Source organism: Ekhidna sp. (genome assembly GCF_963691765.1).
Taxonomy (GTDB): Bacteria; Bacteroidota; Bacteroidia; order Cytophagales; family Cyclobacteriaceae; genus Ekhidna.
This window is the reverse complement of sequence record NZ_OY829375.1, coordinates 1,604,824-1,627,122: the sequence shown is the minus strand read 5'-3', so window position 1 is coordinate 1,627,122 and position 22,299 is coordinate 1,604,824. Positions and strand designations below refer to the sequence as shown.

At 37.8% G+C, this 22,299-nt stretch carries 24 protein-coding genes; 4 read left to right on the top strand and 20 right to left on the bottom strand.

The window, feature by feature from the left end; all coding sequences use genetic code 11:
• Positions 1-19: 19 nt before the first annotated feature.
• From ACY650_RS07590 to ACY650_RS07555, 8 genes are all read right to left on the bottom strand, one after another.
• Complete coding sequence (locus tag ACY650_RS07590) at positions 20-2,674, bottom strand: BamA/OMP85 family outer membrane protein (RefSeq protein ID WP_462253354.1); 2,655 nt, start codon at positions 2,672-2,674, stop codon at positions 20-22.
• 27 nt (positions 2,675-2,701) lie between these two features.
• Positions 2,702-3,457 (bottom strand): isoprenyl transferase, encoded by a 756-nt coding sequence (locus ACY650_RS07585; protein ID WP_462253352.1) that lies wholly within the window; start codon positions 3,455-3,457, stop codon positions 2,702-2,704.
• Between the two features lie 68 nt (positions 3,458-3,525).
• Entirely contained in the window at positions 3,526-4,263 is a 738-nt protein-coding gene (gene porG / locus ACY650_RS07580; protein ID WP_462253350.1) for a type IX secretion system protein PorG, read from the bottom strand.
• Positions 4,220-5,305: a hypothetical protein gene (locus tag ACY650_RS07575; RefSeq protein WP_462253348.1), complete on the bottom strand. Its 1,086-nt coding sequence runs from the start codon at positions 5,303-5,305 to the stop codon at positions 4,220-4,222. The genes porG and ACY650_RS07575 overlap by 44 nt, the downstream gene beginning before the upstream one ends.
• A 156-nt stretch (positions 5,306-5,461) precedes the next feature.
• Complete coding sequence (locus ACY650_RS07570) at positions 5,462-6,328, bottom strand: NAD kinase (RefSeq protein WP_462253346.1); 867 nt, start codon at positions 6,326-6,328, stop codon at positions 5,462-5,464.
• Between the two features lie 5 nt (positions 6,329-6,333).
• Positions 6,334-6,996: a CBS domain-containing protein gene (locus ACY650_RS07565; RefSeq protein ID WP_462253344.1), complete on the bottom strand. Its 663-nt coding sequence runs from the start codon at positions 6,994-6,996 to the stop codon at positions 6,334-6,336.
• Position 6,997: 1 nt separating this feature from the next.
• Positions 6,998-7,555 carry a CvpA family protein gene (locus tag ACY650_RS07560; protein ID WP_462253342.1) on the bottom strand — a complete coding sequence of 186 codons (558 nt, stop codon included), beginning with the start codon at positions 7,553-7,555 and terminating at the stop codon, positions 6,998-7,000.
• Positions 7,552-8,004, bottom strand: a complete 453-nt coding sequence (locus ACY650_RS07555) for a GatB/YqeY domain-containing protein (protein ID WP_462253340.1) — start codon at positions 8,002-8,004, stop codon at positions 7,552-7,554. Before ACY650_RS07555 ends, ACY650_RS07560 begins: the two co-directional genes overlap by 4 nt.
• A 50-nt stretch (positions 8,005-8,054) precedes the next feature.
• Between ACY650_RS07555 and ACY650_RS07550 the strand changes: the two genes are divergently transcribed.
• From ACY650_RS07550 to ACY650_RS07535, 4 genes are all read left to right on the top strand, one after another.
• Positions 8,055-8,774: a pyridoxine 5'-phosphate synthase gene (locus tag ACY650_RS07550; protein ID WP_462253338.1), complete on the top strand. Its 720-nt coding sequence runs from the start codon at positions 8,055-8,057 to the stop codon at positions 8,772-8,774.
• A gap of 40 nt (positions 8,775-8,814) precedes the next feature.
• Positions 8,815-10,167 carry a DNA recombination protein RmuC gene (locus ACY650_RS07545; RefSeq protein WP_462253336.1) on the top strand — a complete coding sequence of 451 codons (1,353 nt, stop codon included), beginning with the start codon at positions 8,815-8,817 and terminating at the stop codon, positions 10,165-10,167.
• Between the two features lie 36 nt (positions 10,168-10,203).
• Positions 10,204-10,581, top strand: a complete 378-nt coding sequence (locus ACY650_RS07540) for a co-chaperone GroES (protein ID WP_462254393.1) — start codon at positions 10,204-10,206, stop codon at positions 10,579-10,581.
• A gap of 77 nt (positions 10,582-10,658) precedes the next feature.
• Complete coding sequence (locus ACY650_RS07535) at positions 10,659-11,495, top strand: hypothetical protein (protein WP_462253334.1); 837 nt, start codon at positions 10,659-10,661, stop codon at positions 11,493-11,495.
• On the opposite strand, the gene hemB is transcribed toward ACY650_RS07535, so the two are convergent.
• The 12 genes from hemB to ACY650_RS07475 all read right to left on the bottom strand — a co-directional run bounded on the left by hemB (position 11,446) and on the right by ACY650_RS07475 (position 22,295).
• On the bottom strand, positions 11,446-12,420 hold the full coding sequence (gene hemB, locus ACY650_RS07530) for a porphobilinogen synthase (RefSeq protein ID WP_462253332.1): 975 nt from the start codon (positions 12,418-12,420) through the stop codon (positions 11,446-11,448). The genes ACY650_RS07535 and hemB overlap by 50 nt on opposite strands.
• The gene (locus ACY650_RS07525) at positions 12,417-13,454 is read right to left on the bottom strand and encodes a hypothetical protein (protein ID WP_462253330.1); all 1,038 of its coding nucleotides are present in this window, start codon (positions 13,452-13,454) and stop codon (positions 12,417-12,419) included. Before ACY650_RS07525 ends, hemB begins: the two co-directional genes overlap by 4 nt.
• A 98-nt stretch (positions 13,455-13,552) precedes the next feature.
• Positions 13,553-14,077 (bottom strand): hypothetical protein, encoded by a 525-nt coding sequence (locus ACY650_RS07520; RefSeq protein WP_462253328.1) that lies wholly within the window; start codon positions 14,075-14,077, stop codon positions 13,553-13,555.
• A gap of 43 nt (positions 14,078-14,120) precedes the next feature.
• Positions 14,121-14,840, bottom strand: a complete 720-nt coding sequence (locus ACY650_RS07515) for a DUF6090 family protein (RefSeq protein ID WP_462253326.1) — start codon at positions 14,838-14,840, stop codon at positions 14,121-14,123.
• Positions 14,841-14,882: 42 nt separating this feature from the next.
• Positions 14,883-15,629, bottom strand: a complete 747-nt coding sequence (locus tag ACY650_RS07510; RefSeq protein ID WP_462253324.1) for a DUF6090 family protein — start codon at positions 15,627-15,629, stop codon at positions 14,883-14,885.
• Positions 15,630-15,634: 5 nt separating this feature from the next.
• Positions 15,635-16,297 carry a DUF6090 family protein gene (locus tag ACY650_RS07505; RefSeq protein ID WP_462253322.1) on the bottom strand — a complete coding sequence of 221 codons (663 nt, stop codon included), beginning with the start codon at positions 16,295-16,297 and terminating at the stop codon, positions 15,635-15,637.
• 39 nt (positions 16,298-16,336) lie between these two features.
• On the bottom strand, positions 16,337-18,067 hold the full coding sequence (locus ACY650_RS07500; protein WP_462253320.1) for an alpha/beta hydrolase-fold protein: 1,731 nt from the start codon (positions 18,065-18,067) through the stop codon (positions 16,337-16,339).
• Between the two features lie 84 nt (positions 18,068-18,151).
• Positions 18,152-18,703, bottom strand: a complete 552-nt coding sequence (locus ACY650_RS07495) for a hypothetical protein (protein ID WP_462253318.1) — start codon at positions 18,701-18,703, stop codon at positions 18,152-18,154.
• A 130-nt stretch (positions 18,704-18,833) separates the two neighbouring features.
• On the bottom strand, positions 18,834-19,268 hold the full coding sequence (locus ACY650_RS07490) for a hypothetical protein (protein WP_462253316.1): 435 nt from the start codon (positions 19,266-19,268) through the stop codon (positions 18,834-18,836).
• 48 nt (positions 19,269-19,316) lie between these two features.
• Positions 19,317-20,609, bottom strand: coding sequence for an adenosylmethionine--8-amino-7-oxononanoate transaminase (gene bioA / locus ACY650_RS07485; protein WP_462253314.1), 1,293 nt, complete (start codon positions 20,607-20,609; stop codon positions 19,317-19,319).
• Positions 20,587-21,192 carry a dethiobiotin synthase gene (gene bioD, locus ACY650_RS07480; RefSeq protein WP_462253312.1) on the bottom strand — a complete coding sequence of 202 codons (606 nt, stop codon included), beginning with the start codon at positions 21,190-21,192 and terminating at the stop codon, positions 20,587-20,589. Before bioD ends, bioA begins: the two co-directional genes overlap by 23 nt.
• Positions 21,189-22,295 (bottom strand): aminotransferase class I/II-fold pyridoxal phosphate-dependent enzyme, encoded by a 1,107-nt coding sequence (locus tag ACY650_RS07475; RefSeq protein ID WP_462253310.1) that lies wholly within the window; start codon positions 22,293-22,295, stop codon positions 21,189-21,191. Before ACY650_RS07475 ends, bioD begins: the two co-directional genes overlap by 4 nt.
• Between the last annotated feature and the right edge of the window lie 4 nt (positions 22,296-22,299).

The window sequence follows — 22,299 nt, the reverse complement described above, 5'->3', positions numbered from 1 at the left end:
CTTTTTTATTTAGGAGACTCTATCGAATCTGTTGGCCAATTGAGAAGTGGAATTGTGGTCCTGCATTATCAAATGAGCCTGGTACTCTATCAAATCCGTACGCCCAGTCAATCCCCATAAGACCAAATGCCGGCATAAATACTCTCAAACCAATACCTGCTGCCTTTTTGATATTATATGGATTAAATTCTGCAAACCTATCCCAGTTATTACCACCTTCAACGAACGTTAGCGCATAAATTGTGGCAGACTGTGCTAATGATATCGGATATCTGATCTCCATTACATACTTGTTGAATATCGTTCCACCTTCAATATTGTTCTCGAAATCTTGTGGAGTTATTGAGTTATCAGGATATCCTCTTAGACCTACTACATCTGTTCCAAGCAAGAAATTTTGTCCTGTTAAACCTGCCCCGCCCAATTGGAATCGTTCAAATGGTCCTACTCCGGTTTTGCTGGTATAAGTTCCTAAATATCCAAAGTGTGCTCTTGCAGCAAGAACAAGTTTCCCGGTTAATGACATATAGTATTGAGTATCAAAGTTCCATTTGTGATACTCTAACCACTTAAATCGATCTCTTGCGCTCGCATTTTCATAATCTAAATCTCTCCATAAAGAATACGGAGGAGTGAAAGAAGCACTCAGAGAGATGCTGGATCCGTTTTGTGGGTACATTGGCTGGTTGATAGAGTTTCTTGCAAACGTGGCATTAAAAGTTATACTGTTCGCATCTCCTGTATCGAACCCAAGCGATCTACTTCGAAATTGGAATAGGTCGTACCTCTGATAAGATATACCTGTGCTTAATGTAAAATAATCATCTGGCCATTTAACCCTTCTTCCAAGAGAAGCTGAAATCCCAGTAACTTTTAACCATCCTAATGTTTCATTTTGAACCGGATTGATCGATCGTTGAATAGATTTGCTAAAGCTTAATCCAAAAGAGTTGGGATTTCTGCCTCCAAGCCATGGCTCTACAAAGCTGAATGAATAGCTCTGAAAGCTTCTTCCATTAGCTTGGAACCTTAGCGATAAACTTTGGCCATCACCTACCGGTAAACCTCTCCAATGTTCTGGCTTTGTAATATTTCTTACCGAGAAATTGTTGAATGTCACTCCGAAGGTCCCTACAAACCCAAATGCTCCTCCCCAGCCTCCGGAAAGTTCAATCTGGTCGTTAGACCGTTCTACTAGTTGCCACTCGATATCGACAGTTTCATTGATGGGATCTGGGATAGGCACCGGGTTTACTTGTTCCGGGTCAAAGTAGCCAAGCTGTGATAACTCCCTTTGCGTTCTAATAAGCTCAGCTCTACTAAATTTATCTCCAGGTCTGGTACGAAGTTCTCTTAAGATTACATGATCATTTGTCTTGTCATTCCCACTTATTACCACTTTATCAATAGTAGCTTGTGCTCCTTCAAAAATTCTCATCTCCAGATCAATGGAATCTTGCGCTATACCGACTTCTACAGGATTAATGCTAAAGAATAAATATCCATCATCCATATATAATGAGCTAATATCAGCACCTTGAGGGTTGAAATTCAACTTTGTATTCACTAATTCAAGATCATAAATGTCGCCCTTTTGGATTCCAAGAATACGATCAAGCTGCTCGTCAGTGTAGATGTAGTTTCCAGTCCACGAAATATCTCTGAAGTAATACTTATTTCCTTCTTGGACAGTTAAGTCAATATTCATATGCTTGTTAGAAATATCATAAGTGGTATCACTTATAATCTCAGCATCCCGAAATCCCTTTGAATTGTAAAAAGCTATTAATCCAGCTTTATCTTCTTCGTAATCTTCTTTTACAAATTTTGAAGACTTGAAGAAATTAAGATTAACATGAGTAGCTAGATATTCTCTCATATCTTCTTTGGAAGTCTTCTTAGAGCCCTTGATAAACTTAACAAGGGTTGGTGGCCATATCAATTTTGCTGTAGTTTTTATTGCTTCAGAAGGGAGAGAGAATTTTGGCACCATACCTGTATTTCTAAACTTTTTTCTAAGCTTAGCAGAAGTGAACTCCTCATTACCATTGAACTTAATGTTTCTAATTTTTACTTTCTGACCTTTGTCAATTACTACTTTTAAGTAGGCGCTGTTTCTTAGAATGGTATCATTTTGCTGAACAACTTTAACCTCTGCATTAAGATACCCTTTGCTTTCCATATACTTTAGTACAGCAAATTCAGTATTTTTCATCACCACATCGGTAAGTACTTTTCCGCGAATCAATCCTATTTTCTCTTCAATCTCACCTTGTTTTGTCTTATTGACTCCTTCAATGATATACTTTGTCAATCTTGGCCTTTCCGTAAGCTCTATTACCAACCAGATTTTATCTCCTTCTACCTTTGATGCAAAAATTGAGATGTTACCTATGATTCCTTGATTCCATAATTTTTTAATAGCCGTAGTAATTTCATCACCAGGTACTTTGATTTTGTCACCTACACGTAAGCCTGATAAGGATATCAGTGCATTATTATCAAGAAATTGAACCCCTCGGACCTCGATGTCTGCTATTTCGTATTCTTTCGGACTAGAATAATTGATAGATAAGCCACCACCAGAATTAGTTTGATCTCTACCAAATACTACTTGTGAATGGGCTTCACCAATTGTTATTAGAGTCAGTAAAAGAAGTATTAATTTTTTCATTTGTTTTTCAATCTTTCCAATCATGCTTCATGAGATAATACTCACATCCTTAGCATTCACCTGATCACTTGTTTTTCCAAATCTCCTTTCTCTTCTTTGAAAAGAAAGAATCGCTTCGTGTAAATCTTTTTTTCTAAAATCGGGCCAAAGTACATCAGTAAAATGCAATTCAGTGTAGGCCAGTTGCCACAGTAAAAAATTACTGATTCTTAGTTCACCGCTTGTTCTAATCAACAAGTCTGGATCTGGAATACCTATAGTTGATAGATGCTTGTCAATGTCTGAAGGTTCGATGCTGCTTTTTCCTTCAGCTAAAATTTTATTGAAAGCATTCACCAAATCCCATTTCCCACTATAATTCAGAGCTAATATTAATGTCATCCCTGAATTATCTTTTGTCTGTTCAATAGCTTCTAGTAGCCTTTTTCTTGCACTTTCTGGTAGACCTTGCGTATCACCAATCGTTGCTAGCTTGATATTATTTTTCTGAAGTGTAGGTAATTCTTCTTTGATCGTATTTACAAGAAGATTCATTAGTCCATCTACTTCATATTTTGGTCTTTCCCAATTCTCAGTGGAGAAAGCGTACAGTGTAAGGAAATTGATCCCTAGTTCCGCAGAGCCTTCAGTAACACTTCTGACTGCCTCAATGGCATTTTGATGACCGAAAATGCGTTTGACGCCTTGCTTCTTTGCCCACCTGCCATTGCCGTCCATAATCACAGCAATGTGATTAGGCGTACTGTCTTTCGCTATTTGGTTTTTTAGATCCTCCAATTTCATTTGAAAAAGGCTACAAAAATGGTCTTTTTTTTACTTAAAGGGAATGTAAACCAACGATTTAACTTCTATTAACGAGAAAGAATTGACTGGTTTGGTCTATATGGGAAAGGACATGGGATATTAAATAGCGTAATACTGAATGTAATACCCGTAAAAAAATACCAATCATCATCTTTTGGGTTTCCATATTGATAGTCTTTGATCGTTTGATCGCCATCTGATATTCCATCTAGGTAATCGAAAAACGTTTTCCTAGCTCCAGCCTCGAACCCAATTGTATATTTTCTGTCTAAAAGGTATTTAAATCCAACGCCGACTGGAATCACAGGCTGAATTCTTCCGACATCTTCATTTTCAGGAATATCATTGAAGTTGATAAAACCTATACCTCCGAAGATATAGGGAGAGTAATTCACTCTTGCACCGTCAGTTTTAAAATCTAAGAAATGATACTCAAAAACAGATGAAACCTCTAGAATGGTTGAGCTAAAGGAATGATTTCTTTGGGTTGCGAAAGCATCAATAGGAGTCTCCGAGCCTTTAACTGTCCCAACTGTCAATGCAAGTTTGACCGTAAGAATTTCGGAAAAATTCATTCGATAGAATGCTGTGCCCGCCAGTGAAGAGGTACTAAAGCTAAAGCCTCTTACCAAGTCACCAGAATAATTCATTGAACCAACACCTCCGCCAAATTCCATGAATTGACCATAAGATGTTGTCCCAATTAAAAGTGTTAAAATTATGAGACCCTTTCGCAAATTTCTAACGATATTTTGCGCGCTTTCGAGTTGTTCCGCCCAAGACATAAGATAGTTTAAGCTGAGTAACGAAAATCATGTCATTATCGTCTGGATTACCTCTGACAGATCCGTCAACTCCTGTTCCAACCGTGCCTTCGATGAAATATGTTTGACCATTAAAGTCATTAGCAACAAGTCGTAAATTGGATAAGTCTCTTCCTTCGCCTTTGGAGCTTACGGGAACAGTTCCTCTATCAGACATGATTCTAGCTAAATCATCAGTAAACTGATCAAGCCCTACATAATTGCTACTTACGTCGTCGATGTAGTCGGTAAATAAATACCTAAACCCAAGTTCAAGCCCTGCTGTTAATTTAGTTCCTGGTAACCTCATTTGCGCACCAACTGCAATAGGCACAGCAAACTCAATGGACTTATATGGTTCAACAATTCCCAGATTTTGCCCCTCAGTGCCCAATGGTCTTAGCTTAACCCATTCTCCAGCGCTTGGAGCTGGTGCTGATCCATCCAATGCCATTTGATAATCTGCATCAGGGACTTTTCCCATTGGTTCATGATGGAATACTGATGCACCGATGGATAAGTAAGCATTAAATGGAAGCTCCTGACCTGGGCCACCATAATTTGGTAACAAATAGATTTGAAGTCCTAACCTGAACTCCTTGATGTCATTTCTAAAACTTAGATTTCTGGCATACCTAGCAAAGCTGGCTTCACCTGAAGGATCAGATGCAAAATCGTCACCAAAAACTCTAACCCAGTTCAAACCTGCAGTTATAGCCATTGAATGGTGAAACTTATAACCTCCAAATAAGCCAAACCCAGGACGAGTAAATGAAATATCAGTACTGGCTGCTTTATTAACAGGAGCTAAATCGCCAAAGTAGTTCCCGGCATTCACATTAGCGCCTACAAAAAAGTAAGGCTCAAATCTACCGTAACCTCTAGCTCCTCCTTTGTAGTGAGAAACCTTTCTATTGGTTTTTCTTCTGGCTTTATATTTATTTCTTCGCTGCGCTTCGGCATTATCCGCTAGCCCCAGCATGGCTATCGAAAGGATAATTACTAAAAGACTTTTGAATCGCATAATTCACTCTTTAAAACACAAAAATATACTTTTGATTCTTCCTGACGGCTTAAATCTAGATAAATAGCTAATTCTCAACGGTTAAAACTAGTGAAAGAATACCCGTTTTCATCTGAAAATTTCAGGTATTCAACCAAAACCAATCAAAAATGTCGGTCAATTTCTCTTATCAAAGCCCCATCCGAGCTTATTTCTTATTGTATCTGGGAAATTTATTCCTTCAATTCGAATCAAATTTGCATAGAAGGGAGCCTTTTTAACAATAATTTCAACATCGCTTTCTATTGTCTCTGATCGAGAGTCTAAAGAAATCAGAAAGCTTCTATTTCGTGTTTCTATTTCAAATTTTAATTCTGATTCATCTGAAACGATGAGTGGTCTTACATTTAAGTTGTGAGGACTAACTGGTGTAATAATAAAATCTTTGGAATCTGGCATCATTAGTGGTCCACCACAGCTTAGCGAATACCCAGTTGATCCTGTTGGTGTTGAGACCATCAGTCCATCAGCCCAATACGTATTTAGATATTCACCATCAATGTAGCATTTAACCATAATCATCGCGGAGGTATCTTTTCTTAGAATTGCACATTCATTCAGTGCAAACGTCTTCCCATCAAAAAGTTCCATATTACTCTCCAGCGTAAGGAGTGAACGCCTCTCAACTTTGTAGTTTTCCTTGAAAAGCAAGTACAAGGATTCTTTAATATATTCTTTCGCTATAGAGGCCAAAAAACCTAGGCGACCCATGTTTATGCCTAAAATTGGTACTTCAGTGCTGCCAACCCAAAGCAGTGATTCTAGAAACGTACCATCACCACCTAAACTAAAAACACAATCAAAATCGGGTGTAATTTTTTCGATGATGTTCTTTTTCTTACCTAGCAGTCTGGTATTTCTGGATTTAAAATCTGAAGTGAACCAAATTTCAACACCTTCAATGCTTAGCCTATCAATGATTTGAGTAAGATACTTTTCCGAGTCGGTTTCTACTGCCAAGCCATGCAAAGCAATTTTTTTCATCTTGCTCATGGGTCCAAAAATTTCATAAGCAAACCGTAGCGATCTTTCTCATCGAACGAATTGTCCTCTGTATTAAAAGAGGATGTTACTTTATACCCACTTTTAGAAAGGCCTGTTGCAATTTGATTTACATCTTGATTATTAATTCTTAGAACAATTTCTATTAGCGATGGATCTTCCGTGTTTGGTTTAACATTAGCACCAAGCACTGTATGACCATTCATTTCTACTATTCTTGAAATCTCTGAGAGCGAATAATCAGAAAGGCTTGTTTGTAGCGTAACAATTGCACCTTGAGAATTCACAATTGCAGTATTGGCGAATTCTTTAAGTATATCAGAAATTAAGACAACTCCTTTAAACTCTTCATTCGAGACTACAGCTACCATTTCCAGCTGTTGTTCATTTTGAATTTTAAGAATATCATAATAATGACTTGAAGCACTTACAAAACATGCTTGTCCTACAAGTGGATATGCTCCGACCTCTGGATGCATGATCTCAGAATCATATAATAACTCCTCAGAAATGAAGCCTTGAAGTTTATTGTCTTTTACCACTGGCAATTCTTTGACTCTAAACTCATCCATCCATTGCTTAGCCCTAGCAATATCATCTTGCGGTTTTAGCGGAGGAACCATGTAGTTTATAAGTTGTTCGGCAATCATTCTAATTATTAAGCATTGAAAGTGTCATGTAAGAATCTCTATTGCTAGGTATTTTGTCCATCGAATCTATCAGGTCTTGAATAAATGGAATTACATATCCCAACCACTCAAAAACTGTGGGTCCGATATCTACAATATACGGAAAAAGCAATGTATTGTCTACATATCTATCTACCAAGTCAAATCCGACAGATTCAAAAACCCAGAATATGATACTTATTATAAAGGCGTATTTTAAAATACCAGCCAGTGCCCCAGCTAAATTGTCAAGTGTACCGAATAGTGTGAGATCAACGGCTTTTTTGATGGCTTTAGCTGCAGCTTTAATCGCAAGACTTAGTAAAATAAATAAGGCGATAAATACGATTACTGCTATAACATCAAAGTAGTTGCTATCTCCAAAGAAACTTGCAGTAACCGGAACGGTCAATTCCAATGCTAAAAAAAGTCCTATGAAAAAAGCAATAAAAGTGAAGAGTTCGACGATAAACCCATTCATGTAGCCTTTCACAGCCCCAAGGCCAAGAAAGATTAATAATACGATATCAAAAGTGCTCAATTAGTTAACAGTTTCTTAGCTAACGCTGAAATCACTTTTCCATCTGCTTGACCTGAAAGTTTTTTTGTTGCTACTCCCATGACTTTTCCCATATCCTGAGGCCCAGCTGCTCCGATTTCATCAATCACCTTCTTAACCTCCAACTCTACTTCTTCTTCTGACAACTGCTTGGGTAAGAATTCTTCAATTACTGCAAGTTCAGATTTTTCTGTCGCAGCTAAATCATCTCTTCCTTGCTGTTCAAAAACGTCAATTGAATCCCTTCTTTGTTTTGCCGCTTTTGTCAACAATTTTAATTCTGTGTCTTCAGCAAGTTCTCCAGAACCACCTTTCTCAGTCTCAGCAAGAAGAATTTGAGATTTGATAGCTCTTAAAGCTCTCAAGCGATCTTTATCCTTATTTAACATCGCTTGTTTTATTTCTGACTCTATTGTGGTTTTTAAACTCATATCTATTGTTTTTAATTGAACAACTTTGCGAAGAAAAACATTCTATTGTTATGACCCAACTAAGTGTAAATATCAATAAGGTTGCCACTCTTAGAAATGCAAGAGGAGGGAGCAATCCAAATGTTGTCCAAGTAGCAAAAGATTGTGAGCGTTTTGGAGCACAAGGAATTACCGTTCATCCACGTCCTGATGAGCGACACATCACAGAGCAAGATGTATATAACCTTAAAGATGTTGTGACTACAGAATTTAATATTGAGGGCTATCCGGATGAACGATTCATGAAGATTATCGAAGAAGTTCGGCCTGCGCAAGCCACCTTAGTTCCTGATCCACCCGATGTACTAACTTCAAATGCTGGCTGGGATACTGTAAATAATGAGTCAAAACTCAAAGAAATAATAACCCAAATAAAAAGTTGGGGAATACGAACATCAATATTTATTGAACCAGAAGACAGGATGATGGAAGGAGCAATGAAATGTGGTTCAGATCGAGTGGAGTTATATACTGAGATGTATGCTTCGTCTTTTCATTCAAACAAGGAAACAGCGGTTGAGGCATATAAGTCGTCAGCTCGTTTTGCGAATGAGATAGGATTAGGGATCAATGCAGGACATGATTTGGATTTATCTAACCTAAAATATTTGAAAGAACAAATACCGTTCTTAATGGAGGTCTCTATTGGGCACGCACTATTTTGCGATGCACTTTATTATGGATTGGAGAATACTATTCAAATGTATTTAAGAGAGCTTGATGTAAATTAATTTTTGCTAAACATTTTAGTAAAATGATTATTTTTGATTGATGGAAATCTCAAGTTTAATTTTTTTGATTGTTGGATTGGCAATTGGACTGCCAATGGGTTGGTTGATTTTCAGAGTGAGAAGCAGTACTTCTGTTCCTGAAAACGGTGAGCTAAAAATTCAACTTAAACTTGAGATGGAAAGATCTGCCAAGCTAAATCAGGAACTTCAACAGATAAATGATGAATTAAGGAAGGAGAGGGAAGAAGTTCTACACTTAAACAGTCAGAATTCTACTTTAACTGCAAATTATCAAAACCTACAAACTCGTCTTGAAGAGCAAAAGGGAGAGTTGACTCAACTACAAGAAAAATTCACGACGGAGTTTAAAAACCTAGCAAACGAAATTTTTGAAGAGAAGAGCAAAAAATTCACGGATCAAAATAAGTCCAACCTGCATGAGCTTTTAGGACCACTGGGCCAAAAATTATCAGATTTTGAAAAGAAGGTTGAACAAACCAACAAGGAAAGCCTTGAGCGAAGTACTGCGTTAAGAGAACAAATCATCGGCTTGCGTGAGTTAAATAGTAGAATGACAAAAGAGGCTGAGAATTTAACGAAAGCGCTTAAAGGTGACGTGAAGATGCAAGGAAATTGGGGAGAAGTAATTTTAGAAAGAATTCTGGAAAAATCAGGGTTGGAAAAAGATCGGGAATACTTCGTACAAGAGACGTTACATTCTGAGGAAGGGAAAAGATTAAGACCTGATGTTATTATTAAGCTTCCTGACAATAAGAACCTTGTCATCGATGCAAAGATGTCACTCATTGCTTATGAGAAGTATATGAATACTGACGATGAGAATGAAAAAGAGCAACATTTAAAGGATCATATTCTTTCTGTAAGAGCGCATGTTAAAGGATTGGCAGAGAAAAATTACCATCAGTTGTTTGATGGAGGCTCGTTAGACTATGTATTGATGTTTGTGCCAATAGAGTCTGCTTTTGCGCTTGTAGTACAGCATGGAGGAGAGCTTTACAATGAGGCGCATGAAAAAAGCATTATTATCGTTAGTCCAGCAACGTTGGTAGCAACGCTTAGAACAGTTTCAAGTATTTGGAAGCATGAGTATCAAAATAGAAATGCGCTTGAAATTGCAAGGCAAGGTGGAGCACTTTACGACAAGTTTAAATCTTTTGTTGATGATTTAATTGAGGTTGGTAAATCCTTAGACAAATCGAAACAACAATATGGTCAAGCGATGAATAAGCTTGTGGAAGGAAAAGATAATCTTATACGAAAGACAGAACGCCTCAAAGAACTTGGTTCGAAAACATCTAAATCTATGGATGATAAGCTACTCTATAGAGCTGGAGCAAAAGATGAAGAGGATAGTAGCCCACAACTATTCTGATTTCAATTATAAATTTACGTTCATAATTGTTAAATGATGGAATTGACTTCAGATAATAAGCTGAAAAATATCATCGTGGTTGGAGATAGGGTATTGATAAAACCTGTTAAAGAGACTCAAAAAACTGCGACCGGAATATACCTTCCTCCAGGCGTTCAGGAAAAAGAAAAGGTACAAAGTGGCTACATAGTTAAAGCTGGACCTGGCTATCCAATTCCGAATGCGGTCGAAGAAGAAGATTGGAAGCCTGAAGATGAAAAAATAAAATATATACCCTTGCAAGCAAAAGAAGGGGATTTAGCCATTTTTCTTCAAAAAGGAGCTTTTGAGGTACAATACGATGGAGAAAAATATTTCATCGTTCCTCAGTCTTCAATACTAATGTTAGAGAGGGAAGAAGATCTATTTAGATAAAATTGCATTTATTTTGAATTTACTACCATAATATTTGGTTAATTTTTACTTTTAAAGAAGATTAACTGAGTGAGAAGATGCGAAAATTAGTATGTCTTCTAATCCTTTCAATTGCAATTCCCTTATCAGCACAAGAGACTAGTGATCTACCATTTCAGGTACTTGTCGCTAAAGATGCCAGTGTTTATGGGACCCCTGTTGAACCACTTCAAATGGTTGATGACGTAACTGCAATTGAGGTGAAGGAGGGAGGATTTTTAAGTTTGATTCATAAGGGAGGAACCACCTATGAGCATAATGAAAAGATTTTCACTTTCTACCTTAAGCCGGAAGTGATGAAGGATAGGAAAGAAAGGCCTGATTTGAAAGTGCTTTATTCAGATAGCACTGTTTTAGATCCTACGAAGCTTATTACTGTTTTATCTCCAATTTTTGATCGTTCAGGTTATTTAGAGTGGAATGAGAATGAACCTTTTGAACTATACTGGCATCTACATGATGAGCCTGTAGTTAACTACATTCTAGCGGTGAGCGAAAACGGAGGAGGTAAGATTCAGGACTTTAGAACTCGGCTACATAACTATGAATTGAAACCTTCAACGTACGGATTAAAAGAAGGCTCATTCATTTTCAAAATTAGCAGCACGTTTGCAGGCGAGACTATAGAGTCCAAAACGTATACCGTTCAGCTAAAATCTGGACCTGTTTATGAAAAGAAAGCTACTGACTTAATATTAAAAGCTCTTGATTTAGAATTAAGCCCTTCCTTGGCGTTGCCGGTGTGGCAGGAAGCATTATCCATGAAGAATGGAGAATTCTATAAACCGCTTTTTCAAAAATTCTTAATTAGAAATCAGGGTTTGCTTACTGATGCTGGTCAAGATGTGCAGCAGCTTCTTTCGCAAAATAAGTAAGGATAATATCTGCCCCAGCTCTTTTCATTGAAAGTAAAGATTCCATCATCGCCTTATCAGCATCTAACCAGCCTTTGGATCCTGCAGCTTTAATCATGGCGTATTCTCCAGAGACATTATAAGCAGCAATCGGAATGTTAAAGTTGGATTTAAGCCTTTGAATAATATCTAAATAAGCCAGTGCTGGTTTTACCATCAAAACGTCAGCTCCTTCATTGAAATCGAGTTCAGCTTCTAACAATGCTTCTCTACTATTCGCAGGATTCATTTGGTACGTTTTTTTGTCGCCAAATTTTGGTGCCGAATCCAAAGCATCTCTAAAAGGTCCATAGAATGCGCTGGCATATTTTGCAGTATAGCTCATGATTCCTGTATCCGTAAAACCTTGCTCGTCTAGTATATTTCTTAAATATCCGACTCGAAAGTCCATCATATCAGATGGTCCAATCATGTCTGCGCCAGTGTCAGCTTGTGCCAATACCATTTGACCAAGGATATCTAAGGTTTGATCATTTAAGATTTTGCCATCTTCAACTATCCCATCATGTCCATCACTGCTATAGGGATCCATAGCGACATCTGTGATAACCAGCGCCTCTGGAAACTCTTTTTTTATCTTGGTGAGGGACTTTAGATAAAAGAATTCTGAATCATAGCTCTTAGTAGCTAATTTGTCTTTGTGACTTTCATCTACAACTGGAAAAATATCAAAACCTTTGATTCCAAGTTTCAAACAGGCTTCTACCTCCTTGAGCATTAAGTCTTCAGAAAGTCTAAAGATGCCGGGCATACTTTCTACTTCAGATTTTTTGTTTTTTCCTTCAAGTAGGAAGAGTGGAAATACAAAGTCGTTTTTCGTAAGGGTCGTTTCTTGAGCTAAATCTCGAATAGCCTCTGATGCCCGATTTCTTCTTGGTCGCCTCATGGCTGCAAAGATATTCTCAAAATTTTGCCATCCGTGCCAGAGGCATATCCAATTTCATTCTGAATATTGATCGCCCAATAGTTCATAGAGTCCAAAGTGACCCATGTTTGGCCTAAGTTACTAGAATAGTCAATACCATTTGGTCCACATACGAATGCAAAGTACGTCTCATCTACTTTGGTAATGGAACTTCCGTAAAAAGCACCTTTCGTCTGTGGCTGAGAACTTAGTATCCATGAGTTGCCACCATCGGTTGAAAAGGCACAATTATCTGTGTATTCTTCTGGCTTCATCAAATCACCACCCGTAACAACCCCTGTCGTTCCAACGAAAGATACGGAAGTATTGCCTGCCGCATCGCCGGTAATTAATGGGGAATTATTTGCCGTCCATGACTTGCCATAATCATTAGTTACGATAAATCTACAATTTCCCCCTGCCCCAGTCGCGATCCATGCCTTACCATTGGCACCAGTTGTCACACAGGTCCCGCTTGCGGCAAATCCTCCTTCTCCTTTTCCAGCTTGAGGCATGTTTGTCGTATCGGCTCTATTCCAAGACTTGCCTCCGTTGGTAGTCAATAAAATGTATGGATAGTTATCAATTGCATCACCATAGGCAATTCCGTTTTGATCATCCCAAAAATCAATGCAGTCCAAAAATCCCAAAGAATCTTGCATTACGAAGTTCTCTTGCCATTGGTTGGGGGCATCAAATGTAAAAATCCTGGATAGTGATCCAGGCCCTGCGCTCATTAATACTGCATGATCTGAATCAAACCCATGTATATCACGAAATTGGAGAGAATCTATGGTTGGATGTTCGAACAACTCCCAGTTTTCGCCACCGTCAGTAGAACGGATAAATGAGGCATTATGGCCACTTAACCAAACAGCGTTTTCATCAACAATGCTGATTGCTTGTAGCAGGGAATTAGTTGGGCTTTCTAGCAATTCGATTTTTGGCTCTCTGATCTGGGGGTTGCTACAACCTAGCAGCACAAGTGCTATGGAAGGGAACAATAATCGTTTCATGCTTCAATATGTTCGTTTTCTATTGACTTTTGAATTGCGGAAACCCATCTATTGAACAATCTTTTTTCAATAGAGATGGCAAATTCACCATGTGAGCTTCAGTCTTCAAAAAATTCATTCATTTGCTGAATCATTTCTTCGAGGTGACCTTGTTCCTCCACCACTATCATTCGTACACTTATTCTACTCTTCGAAGCTTTGAGCACCTCTTCATAAATTGGATAAAGTTCGTCAGCTCTTTCTTCTATCGCGTAGGTCACTAAAAGATACGCCGCATACTTAAGTGTGCTTCCAGAGTATTTGAGTTCATTTTTCAGATATCTACTTATAGAAGTGTCTAAAGCATGTAAGTATTGAAAACTCTGAATAGGTGCCAGTAACTCGTCCATTTGATACGTCTTACATCCCTCGTATCCAGTTTTCTTGATTTGACTTTTTAGGTAATATGCATGTCTTGCTTCTTCAGCTGCGTGTTTAAGTACAATTTCATCAACAAGAGTGTCATGTTCTGAAGCTGATATTTTTCTAGCTCCAGTGTTTTCCATCATAGAAAGTGAATTAAGCCATTTGGCATGCAATTCGGGTGAGGAAACGATTGTTTCAATTACTGCTTTCAATTCCATATTGCGAAGCTAAGGAAGCTTTACCTGATCCGAGAAATTATTCTTAGTTATTGGCACTATTGGCTTTTTCGCACGCTTCGATTAGATTTTTGATTTTAGGCACTGTTTGTTGGTACCATCCATAGATGAAACTAGATGTTACTAGTTTGTCTGAAAGATGGTTTTCGAAGCTGATTTTGGTCATAATCTCTTGATTACTTCTATCAAACTTAGACTTCTGATTAAATGACGCATTAGTTATATAAGTGTTGATATTCTTAGAGTTGCCATTTGCCAAAATGTAATCAAAGTATTTTCCTGATCTCGCCTCATAGAATTTATGCCAATCCTCAAGGTTTGAATAATACTTTTCCCAATCAAGAATAGTAGCCTTCAGCGTGCTGTCTGTCATTGAACTTAATAGTCCGGAATTTTTTATTTCGTCTAATACAAAGTTACTTGGATCCCAAACTGGAAAGCTAAAGGTTAGCGAAAGGACACTATCAACATTTATTGAGCCATGCTCATAATCTGGCCCAATACTATTGTACAAATACTCGCATGAAGCAATAACATTCCCGAGTCTTTCGCTATCGAATTCTAGTAGAATAAGGTTCTCTTCGAATTCTTGTTTTAGACTCTCTATGACCTTTCTTTCCCTTTCTAGTTCTTTATTTCTTTCATTAAGATTATCAATGCTTATCGCTATCAATATCCCAACTACGACTAAGATTATTTCTCCTAAGGCATAGAGAACATAAGTGGTGAATTTATTCTCTTTCATAAGTTTTTGACGAGCTTTTCTTAACAGAAGTAACATTACGGATCAATTTTTTTCCTTGGAAATTTTATCCAGTCGTTCAATTAGTAGTGAATTTTTCTCTTTCAGCCTTTTTAAATCTGAAATTACTAGCCCAGCAGATATTCTTAAAAATGCTAGTATTTGTAAGGTGCGCTTTTCCTGCAACAAGATTGGAATTCGTTCCTTTTTTATCAATGAAACGGACGGGAGAAACCCATATATGTTATCATGAAATACTGAATCGTAATGTAGCGCGTCCATCGATTGAATATATGGCCTACTTTGTTCGACTATGTTTTCATTAAATTCATCCAGTCCCTCCTTTGCTAATTCTTGATTGGAAAAGTAATCGTTGAGCAGTGATCTCACCTCAGCGTTTGTGATCTTATCTATTGTTACTTGATGGTTCTTTTGAGTAACAGGTGCAAAGGTTCGATTGTACATCATCAATTCTATATCCCTAGGCTTAACGTTAATGGAATTGTCTTTAATGCCTTTGAAAATAGTATAGTAGTGATCGAGGTGTGTTTTAAAATCACTATGTAGTTGTTCGAAGTGGATGGAATCTCTTTTTAAGTCTATAATGATTCCTTCGAAATACTTCTTTTGTTGAGCTTCTTGTTGGGCTTCTTGGTTAAGGTCATCGATTTTAACGGCAATTAAAATTCCAACTACCACAAGAATTATTTCTCCAATTGCATAAAGAAGGTAGGTGCTGAACTTATTTTCATTCATGAGTTTTCGTCGGACTTTACGGAGTAGAAAAAGCATTTAGTTTATTCAGTTAGTTCGATCATTCTTACAATGTGCGATTTTAATTTCAAGCAATCTTCGCCCTCAACAGTATAAATGTACATATCAACTTTTTTCCCAATTTTAGATTGTAAGATCCTGTAGTCAATCGCATCATATTCTGGCTTTACATACCGTGGGTTGGGGAAATTTTCTGAGAGCCAATCCATTAGTTTGTATCCATTGGTCCAGGCCATGAATTCTTCTTCCTTGTAATCATTGTAGGCGTCATTCCAAGTCACAATCAATTGCCTAAGCTCTTCATCTCGTAATAGGTTAATTTCACCACTATTGATAATGGAATTTATTACTCCATTGGAAGGATCATAGGAGGGATTCAATAAGAAATCTGGGAAAATTTTGAATTTCTCGGATTTTAGTTTTGATGCAGAGAGCGGAAAAATTTCAACTAATTCGTTACCAGCGTCCACTACACCCTGAATAGATTTTTGAGATAACTCAAATCTTTCAAGATTCAATTTCATTTCGCGGTTGATCTCTGACTTAAGAAACTCCTCTCTTTCACGTTCTTTTCCAGCTTCTATTTGATGATCGATTTGTACTGCAATGAGAATACCAATTACTACAAGTAGTATTTCACCTACTATATTTAGGAGGTAGGTGGTTAATTTATTTTTCTTCATCATGTTACGGCGAACTTTACGAAAGAAGGGCAGCATAATTAACTAGTTGTATCTCCAACTTGTTAAATCTGCTCCTTGTGGAGCACTCTCCTCTATCCGTTTCAAAATTTTGTCTACATACATGGTATTATATCTGAGGCGCGAAATATGATTTGGATTTTCTTGATCTCCGTTCCAGCAATGTTCGGCTCGATCGCCATAGTCCACTTCACCATTGTAATAAGGATCAGTAGTGCTTTCTAGAAATTCTTCCATCATATACACTGCATTATTGAGGTAGTAATTGTCCATATCTCCACAGTAAATATTGATTTTACCTTCCAGTTTGGGTCCTAGTTGGTCCCAATCTCTTTCCAGAATATATCGCAAGTCATAATTCTTCTTCCAGTAGGCAGCTACTTCCTTATTTATTTCACCTGTTTCCTTATTCCATATCCTTTGCGGATATCCATCTTCCCCTTGGGGTGAATATGTAGCTTCCCAAATATCAAATTGTTGTCCAGATCTAGACTTATCACCAAGCGCCAGCTCTTTGTGATTTGAATCTTTCATGTAAGAATTAACCGCTCCCAGGTAATCTCGGTGAGCAGGGATTGGGACGTTATTTTCTTTATGCTCACTGCTGTAATAGTATGCGTTATCATTTTCGTAAAGATTAACCAGACAATACGCACGAAAATCGATAGGATCTGGGCATGCAGCGAAGCAACCGTTGTATTCTTCTGGATACATAACTTGTACTGCTAACGCTTCCCATCCTCCGGTCGATCCGCCGTAAAGGAATCGTGCCCACCCTTCTCCAATTCCTCGAAATTGTTCTTCTATATATGGGATTAGTTCATAAGTAATTGCATCCCCATATGGACCTTGATTTGCTGAATTGACTGCATAAGAGTCGTCATAGTACGGAGTAGGGTGCTGAATTTCGATGATCAAAAACCTCGGAAAGTCATCACTTATCCATTGGAGGTATTGATTGTATGCTTCCTTTTGTTGAATAATATTATATCCAGATACACCAAACCTCTCAGAGTAATCAGGTTCCAGGTCAGGGTCAGGTGGAGTTGTTCTGAAACCACCAAAGTCTGACGGATAATGGCCATGAAATACCATGAGTGGATACTTGGCTTCAGGATGATCTTCAAAGCCTTTTGGTAATAATATATGCGCACCTAAATACATGTCACGACCCCAAAATTCACTCAGAAGGTCACTCTTTATTTTTATATGTTTGATCCACTCTGTATCCTCAGGTTCTTCTATTGGAGGAATGATTTGGTCCATTACGATTGAAAAATTGGAAGCCTGCCCATCTTTGATAGTGATTTTTTGTGGGGAGCTGTAAATGTTTCCTGGGGATCGATTCCATTGCTGACCTTCTCCGTTATCCATTGGCAACTTAACGGTATGACCGGTCGATAAATTAAATGTTTCATAGGTATGCAAAAGTGCTTGTACCCAATACTCTCCCTCTTTAATGTTGTCTATGTTTTGAATTGGGTAACCGAATTGTTTTGAGTCAAAGCTTATCAATTCTCCAGCACTCATCGATTCGACATTCTGACCAAATACTAACTGAGAGTTTGGTCCATCATTTATTTGAAAGCGAGGCTCAGAGGAATTGTCCGTTGAAAGCAGCAATAAGAGCCTCCCGTCTTTTGCTTCATTAGATAATTCAGCAGATAGTGAGACATCAAACGTGATTCTTGATGAAGAAGTAGGCTGGCAAGCAATAAAAAACATTGTTGCCAATATTAGTATGTAGGCTTTCATTCATAGGTTGGTTTAGAAGTATAAGATAATGATAAAAACCATTACTAAATTCAAATAACTCTTCCCAGCTGGATCAAGCTGCTTCTATCGCCATGAAATTTGAACTTCAAACAAGTCATCTCCTTTTGCAATCGACTTAGTTGCTCTGACAGAAAGGTCTTTGCAGCCACAGATTTCTAAGGCTTTTTCCATCCACCCAGCAATTCGGTATTCCAGATATTCATTCTCTGTGGGCAATTTGGTGAAATGAACTAGCATAGAATGATCTGAACTATCTACAACGGAAACCTCGGTAGGATTATAAAATGTGGCTAAAACTCTCGAAGCTCTTTTAATCAAAAAAGTAGGTGTACTAATAACAACGAAGACTTTATAAAGTCCAGATAGTCCTACTTCAGCGCTAAATCTGCCAGATTTCCAAGCACCTTCCTTGGCACTTCCGTAAAACTGAGAACACATTATTTGAGTGGGCTCAAGGATTCCCTCGTCTATCGGATACCATTTTGAGCTTGTGGTTCGCTTCATTAGCTCTTGTGATGAATCAGAAAGCTTATTTATCCATTCATCATACCCTTCAGGGTGCATTTCTTTTACATACGCATTGATGTTGCTTACAACAGATCCTCGTACTTCCATCGGTTAGTTTTTTGGTGGGTTAGCTAACAAATAAAATCAAATGATGGTATGCCTTCAAAGAATCTATGAGAATTTTAGATAAAAATCTTGGGCTATACTTCAAGAAATGCTTTTGATTGAAATGTATATGTCAACCTGGTTTAGCTTTAAACAGGAATTTTTTACTTATCCAAAACATCAATCTAAATACTAAATAGAATCCTGTCAAAATAGATGTAGGCATCAGGATCTGGCTGAAATAAAGTTCATCGAACCAAAATATTTTGTCCCATAAAGGTCCGGTAACCTTAAGATGTATAGCAAAGGAAAGAGCAAAACCTATTGAACTTCCAACTATTTCTTTTAAGTGTAGTCGTTGTAGAACTACTGAGAAGACATAAGTTAATGTCACTACTGTGACGGTTGAAAAAAATGTGAATAGTGTCCATTTTAAAGGGTATTCCCGGAATATTTGGTTTTCTCTAGAAATGTGTTCCAAGCAATCGTAAATACCATAGGTCAACATTAGTATTATGAACCAAAACCAATGTGAGTCTTGTTGAAGGAAAGTTTTTTTATTACTCATGCAATTAGGATTGAATGAGTAACAGGAAAGTTTCAAAAATTGATTTTATTAGCCTACAATGTAATTTTTGATGGCGTTGGTCAGTTTTGAAAGATCTTCAGAATTTATGATATACGGCGGCATTATATAAATCAGATTTCTAAATGGCCTGATCCAGACACCACTTTCAACAAAGAATTTTTGAGCCTTTGGAATATCAATCGATTCAGTCATTTCGACTACTCCAATCGACCCAAGAACTCTTACATCTTTAACGCTTAATGCGATTGCCAGTGGACTTAATTCTTTCTTTAATTGATCTTCTATGGCATCAATGTGATCTTTCCAGTTTGAACCTAGTAGCAGTTCAATACTTTTATTGGATACAGCACAAGCAAGGGGATTCGCCATAAAAGTTGGTCCATGCATAAATACACCTGCCTCGCCATTGCATATTGTATCTGAAACTTGTTTTGTACAAAGAGTGGCAGCTAGTGTCATATATCCACCAGTTAAAGACTTGCCTACGCACATTATGTCTGGAGAGATCGCAGCATGCTCGCACGCAAATAGCTTTCCTGTCCTACCAAATCCAGTGGCTATTTCATCAGCTATAAGTAATACATCATATTCATTGCATAACTCTCTAACCGCTGACAAGTAACTAGGAGAGTAGAACCACATCCCACCAGCTCCTTGAACAATTGGTTCAAGTATAAATGCCGCGCATTTTTCTGAATTGAGGCGGAAAAATTGCTCTAGTTCTAATAGTTCGTCTTTCTCATATGATTCATTAAATGTCTTGCTTGGCCTGTCTACAAAGAAATGCTTAGGTAAGAAATCGGAGAACATGTGATGCATTCCTCCTTCAGGGTCGCAAACGGACATGGCTCCAGAGGTATCTCCGTGATACCCATTTTTAATGGTCATGAATTTGGTTTTACCTCGATTACCCTTTGCATGTTGATATTGGATAGCCATTTTCATTGCGACCTCAATTGATACAGATCCACTATCTGCTAAAAACACCTTTTCAAGACCTTGTGGAGTTATTTCTACTAACTTTTTACAAAGTTGGATAGCTGGCTTATGAGTTAGACCCCCAAACATGACATGAGACATGTTTTTTAACTGATCAGCGGCTGCGGCATTAAGTTCAGGAACATTATATCCATGTATAGCCGTCCACCAACTTGACATGCCATCTATTAGCTCTTTGCCATCCTTCAGTTTGATTCGCACACCTTTAGCTGAAACCACTAGATATGTTGGCAGAGGGCTGGTCAGAGATGTGTATGGATGCCATATATTATCCCGATCAAATTCAAGAAGACTATCGTTAAAGGTTGATTCTTGAGGCATATTTTTCAATGATTTCGTTAGTTATACTTTCTTCTTTAGCTACTTCAAGAAGACACTTAAGTCCAGACCTTTTTTGAATAACATCAAAACTCGCTTCGTTTTTTTTGCCGTTGAAGACAATACCAACAACAGGAATATTACGACTCTTAAGAAGGTTCAATGTAAGGAGCGTGTGGTTGATACTTCCTAAGTAATAATCCGCTACTAAAACAACGGGAAGTTGAAGGCTCTTAACAAAATCAATATTCAAGTAATCTTCTCTCATTGGGACCATAAGTCCTCCGGCTAGCTCTATTACCAATGACTTATCGGTAGATGGTATTTGAAGTTTTGACTCTTCAATTATTATTTGGTCAATCTCGGCTGCAGCATGTGGAGACATGGGTTGTGTTAGCCTGTATGCTTCGGGATGAATTCTAGTACCTGGCACCCATTTTTCTATTTTGTGGGAGTCAGTATTACCCAAATCACCAGCTTGCACAGGCTTCCAGTATTCTGCATTGAGGGCTTTGCAAATTATTGCTGAGATTACTGTTTTTCCAGTATCTGTTCCAATCCCTGCAACTATAATTTTTTGATTCATTTGCTCAAAACTTCAAATAGTAAATCTATCTCTTCTTCAGTATTGTATGCGTGCAAACAAAACCTGATACGTTCTGATCCAGCCGCAATACTTGGCGTACGTATAGGCAAGGCATTAATGCCCGCCTCTTTTAGCTGATTTCCTAGCTTTACTACTGCTTCATTACCAGGAACTATTAAAGATTGTATTTGTGAATTTGACGAAAGCCAGTTTTTATTGTTTTTCTTTCGTTTGGATACAAAGTAATTGGTAATTGTCTTGAGATCTGACCTATTCGATTCTATTTGTGGCAAGTAATTGTACATTGCATTAATAGAAGCAAATGAATGATTACTTGGAGCTGTAGAAAAGATCATGGATCTTGAAAAATTGACCTGATAGGTTTTTAACCATTTCGGACCAACAACAGCAGCACCATGAATTCCAGGGCCTTTCCCAAAAGTTAATATTCGAGCAAAGACGTCATTTTGTAGTCCATGTTGTTGAACAAGACCAGCTCCATCTGGCCCAAAAACACCCATTGCATGCGCTTCATCGACAATCAGTAGCGCATTGAATTCATTACAAGCTTCAACGATTTCATTTAATGGGCAGATATCTCCATCCATAGAGTATATAGACTCAACTATCACAATTTTTTGACCATCATGATTGGACAACTTCTCCTTGAGATCTGACCAATTATTATGTTCAAATTTGATTTTTCTGGAATGACCAAGCCTGGCACCATCTATCAAACTGGCGTGTATCAATTCATCAGCAAAGAGGATAGTCTCGCGTGTAGCTAGGCAAGAGATAAGTCCTAGATTGGCAGCGTATCCGCTATTGTAGATAAGCGCGCTTTCGGCGCCATGAAACTTTGCTACTAGATTTTCAATTCTTACAATATACTCAGAGTTACCACTTAGTAATCGTGAACCTGTTGAGCCATTTGACAGTTGGTTCTTTCTATGACAGTCTTCTATTAGCTGAGATAGTTCTGAAGATTTGGCTAATCCTAAGTAATCGTTTGAATAAAAATCAATCCCCTCTGATGGGAGGGGAAGTGATCGCAACAAATGTTGCTGTTTTCTTTCTTCGATCGCTTTTTGATAGCTATTCATTCAT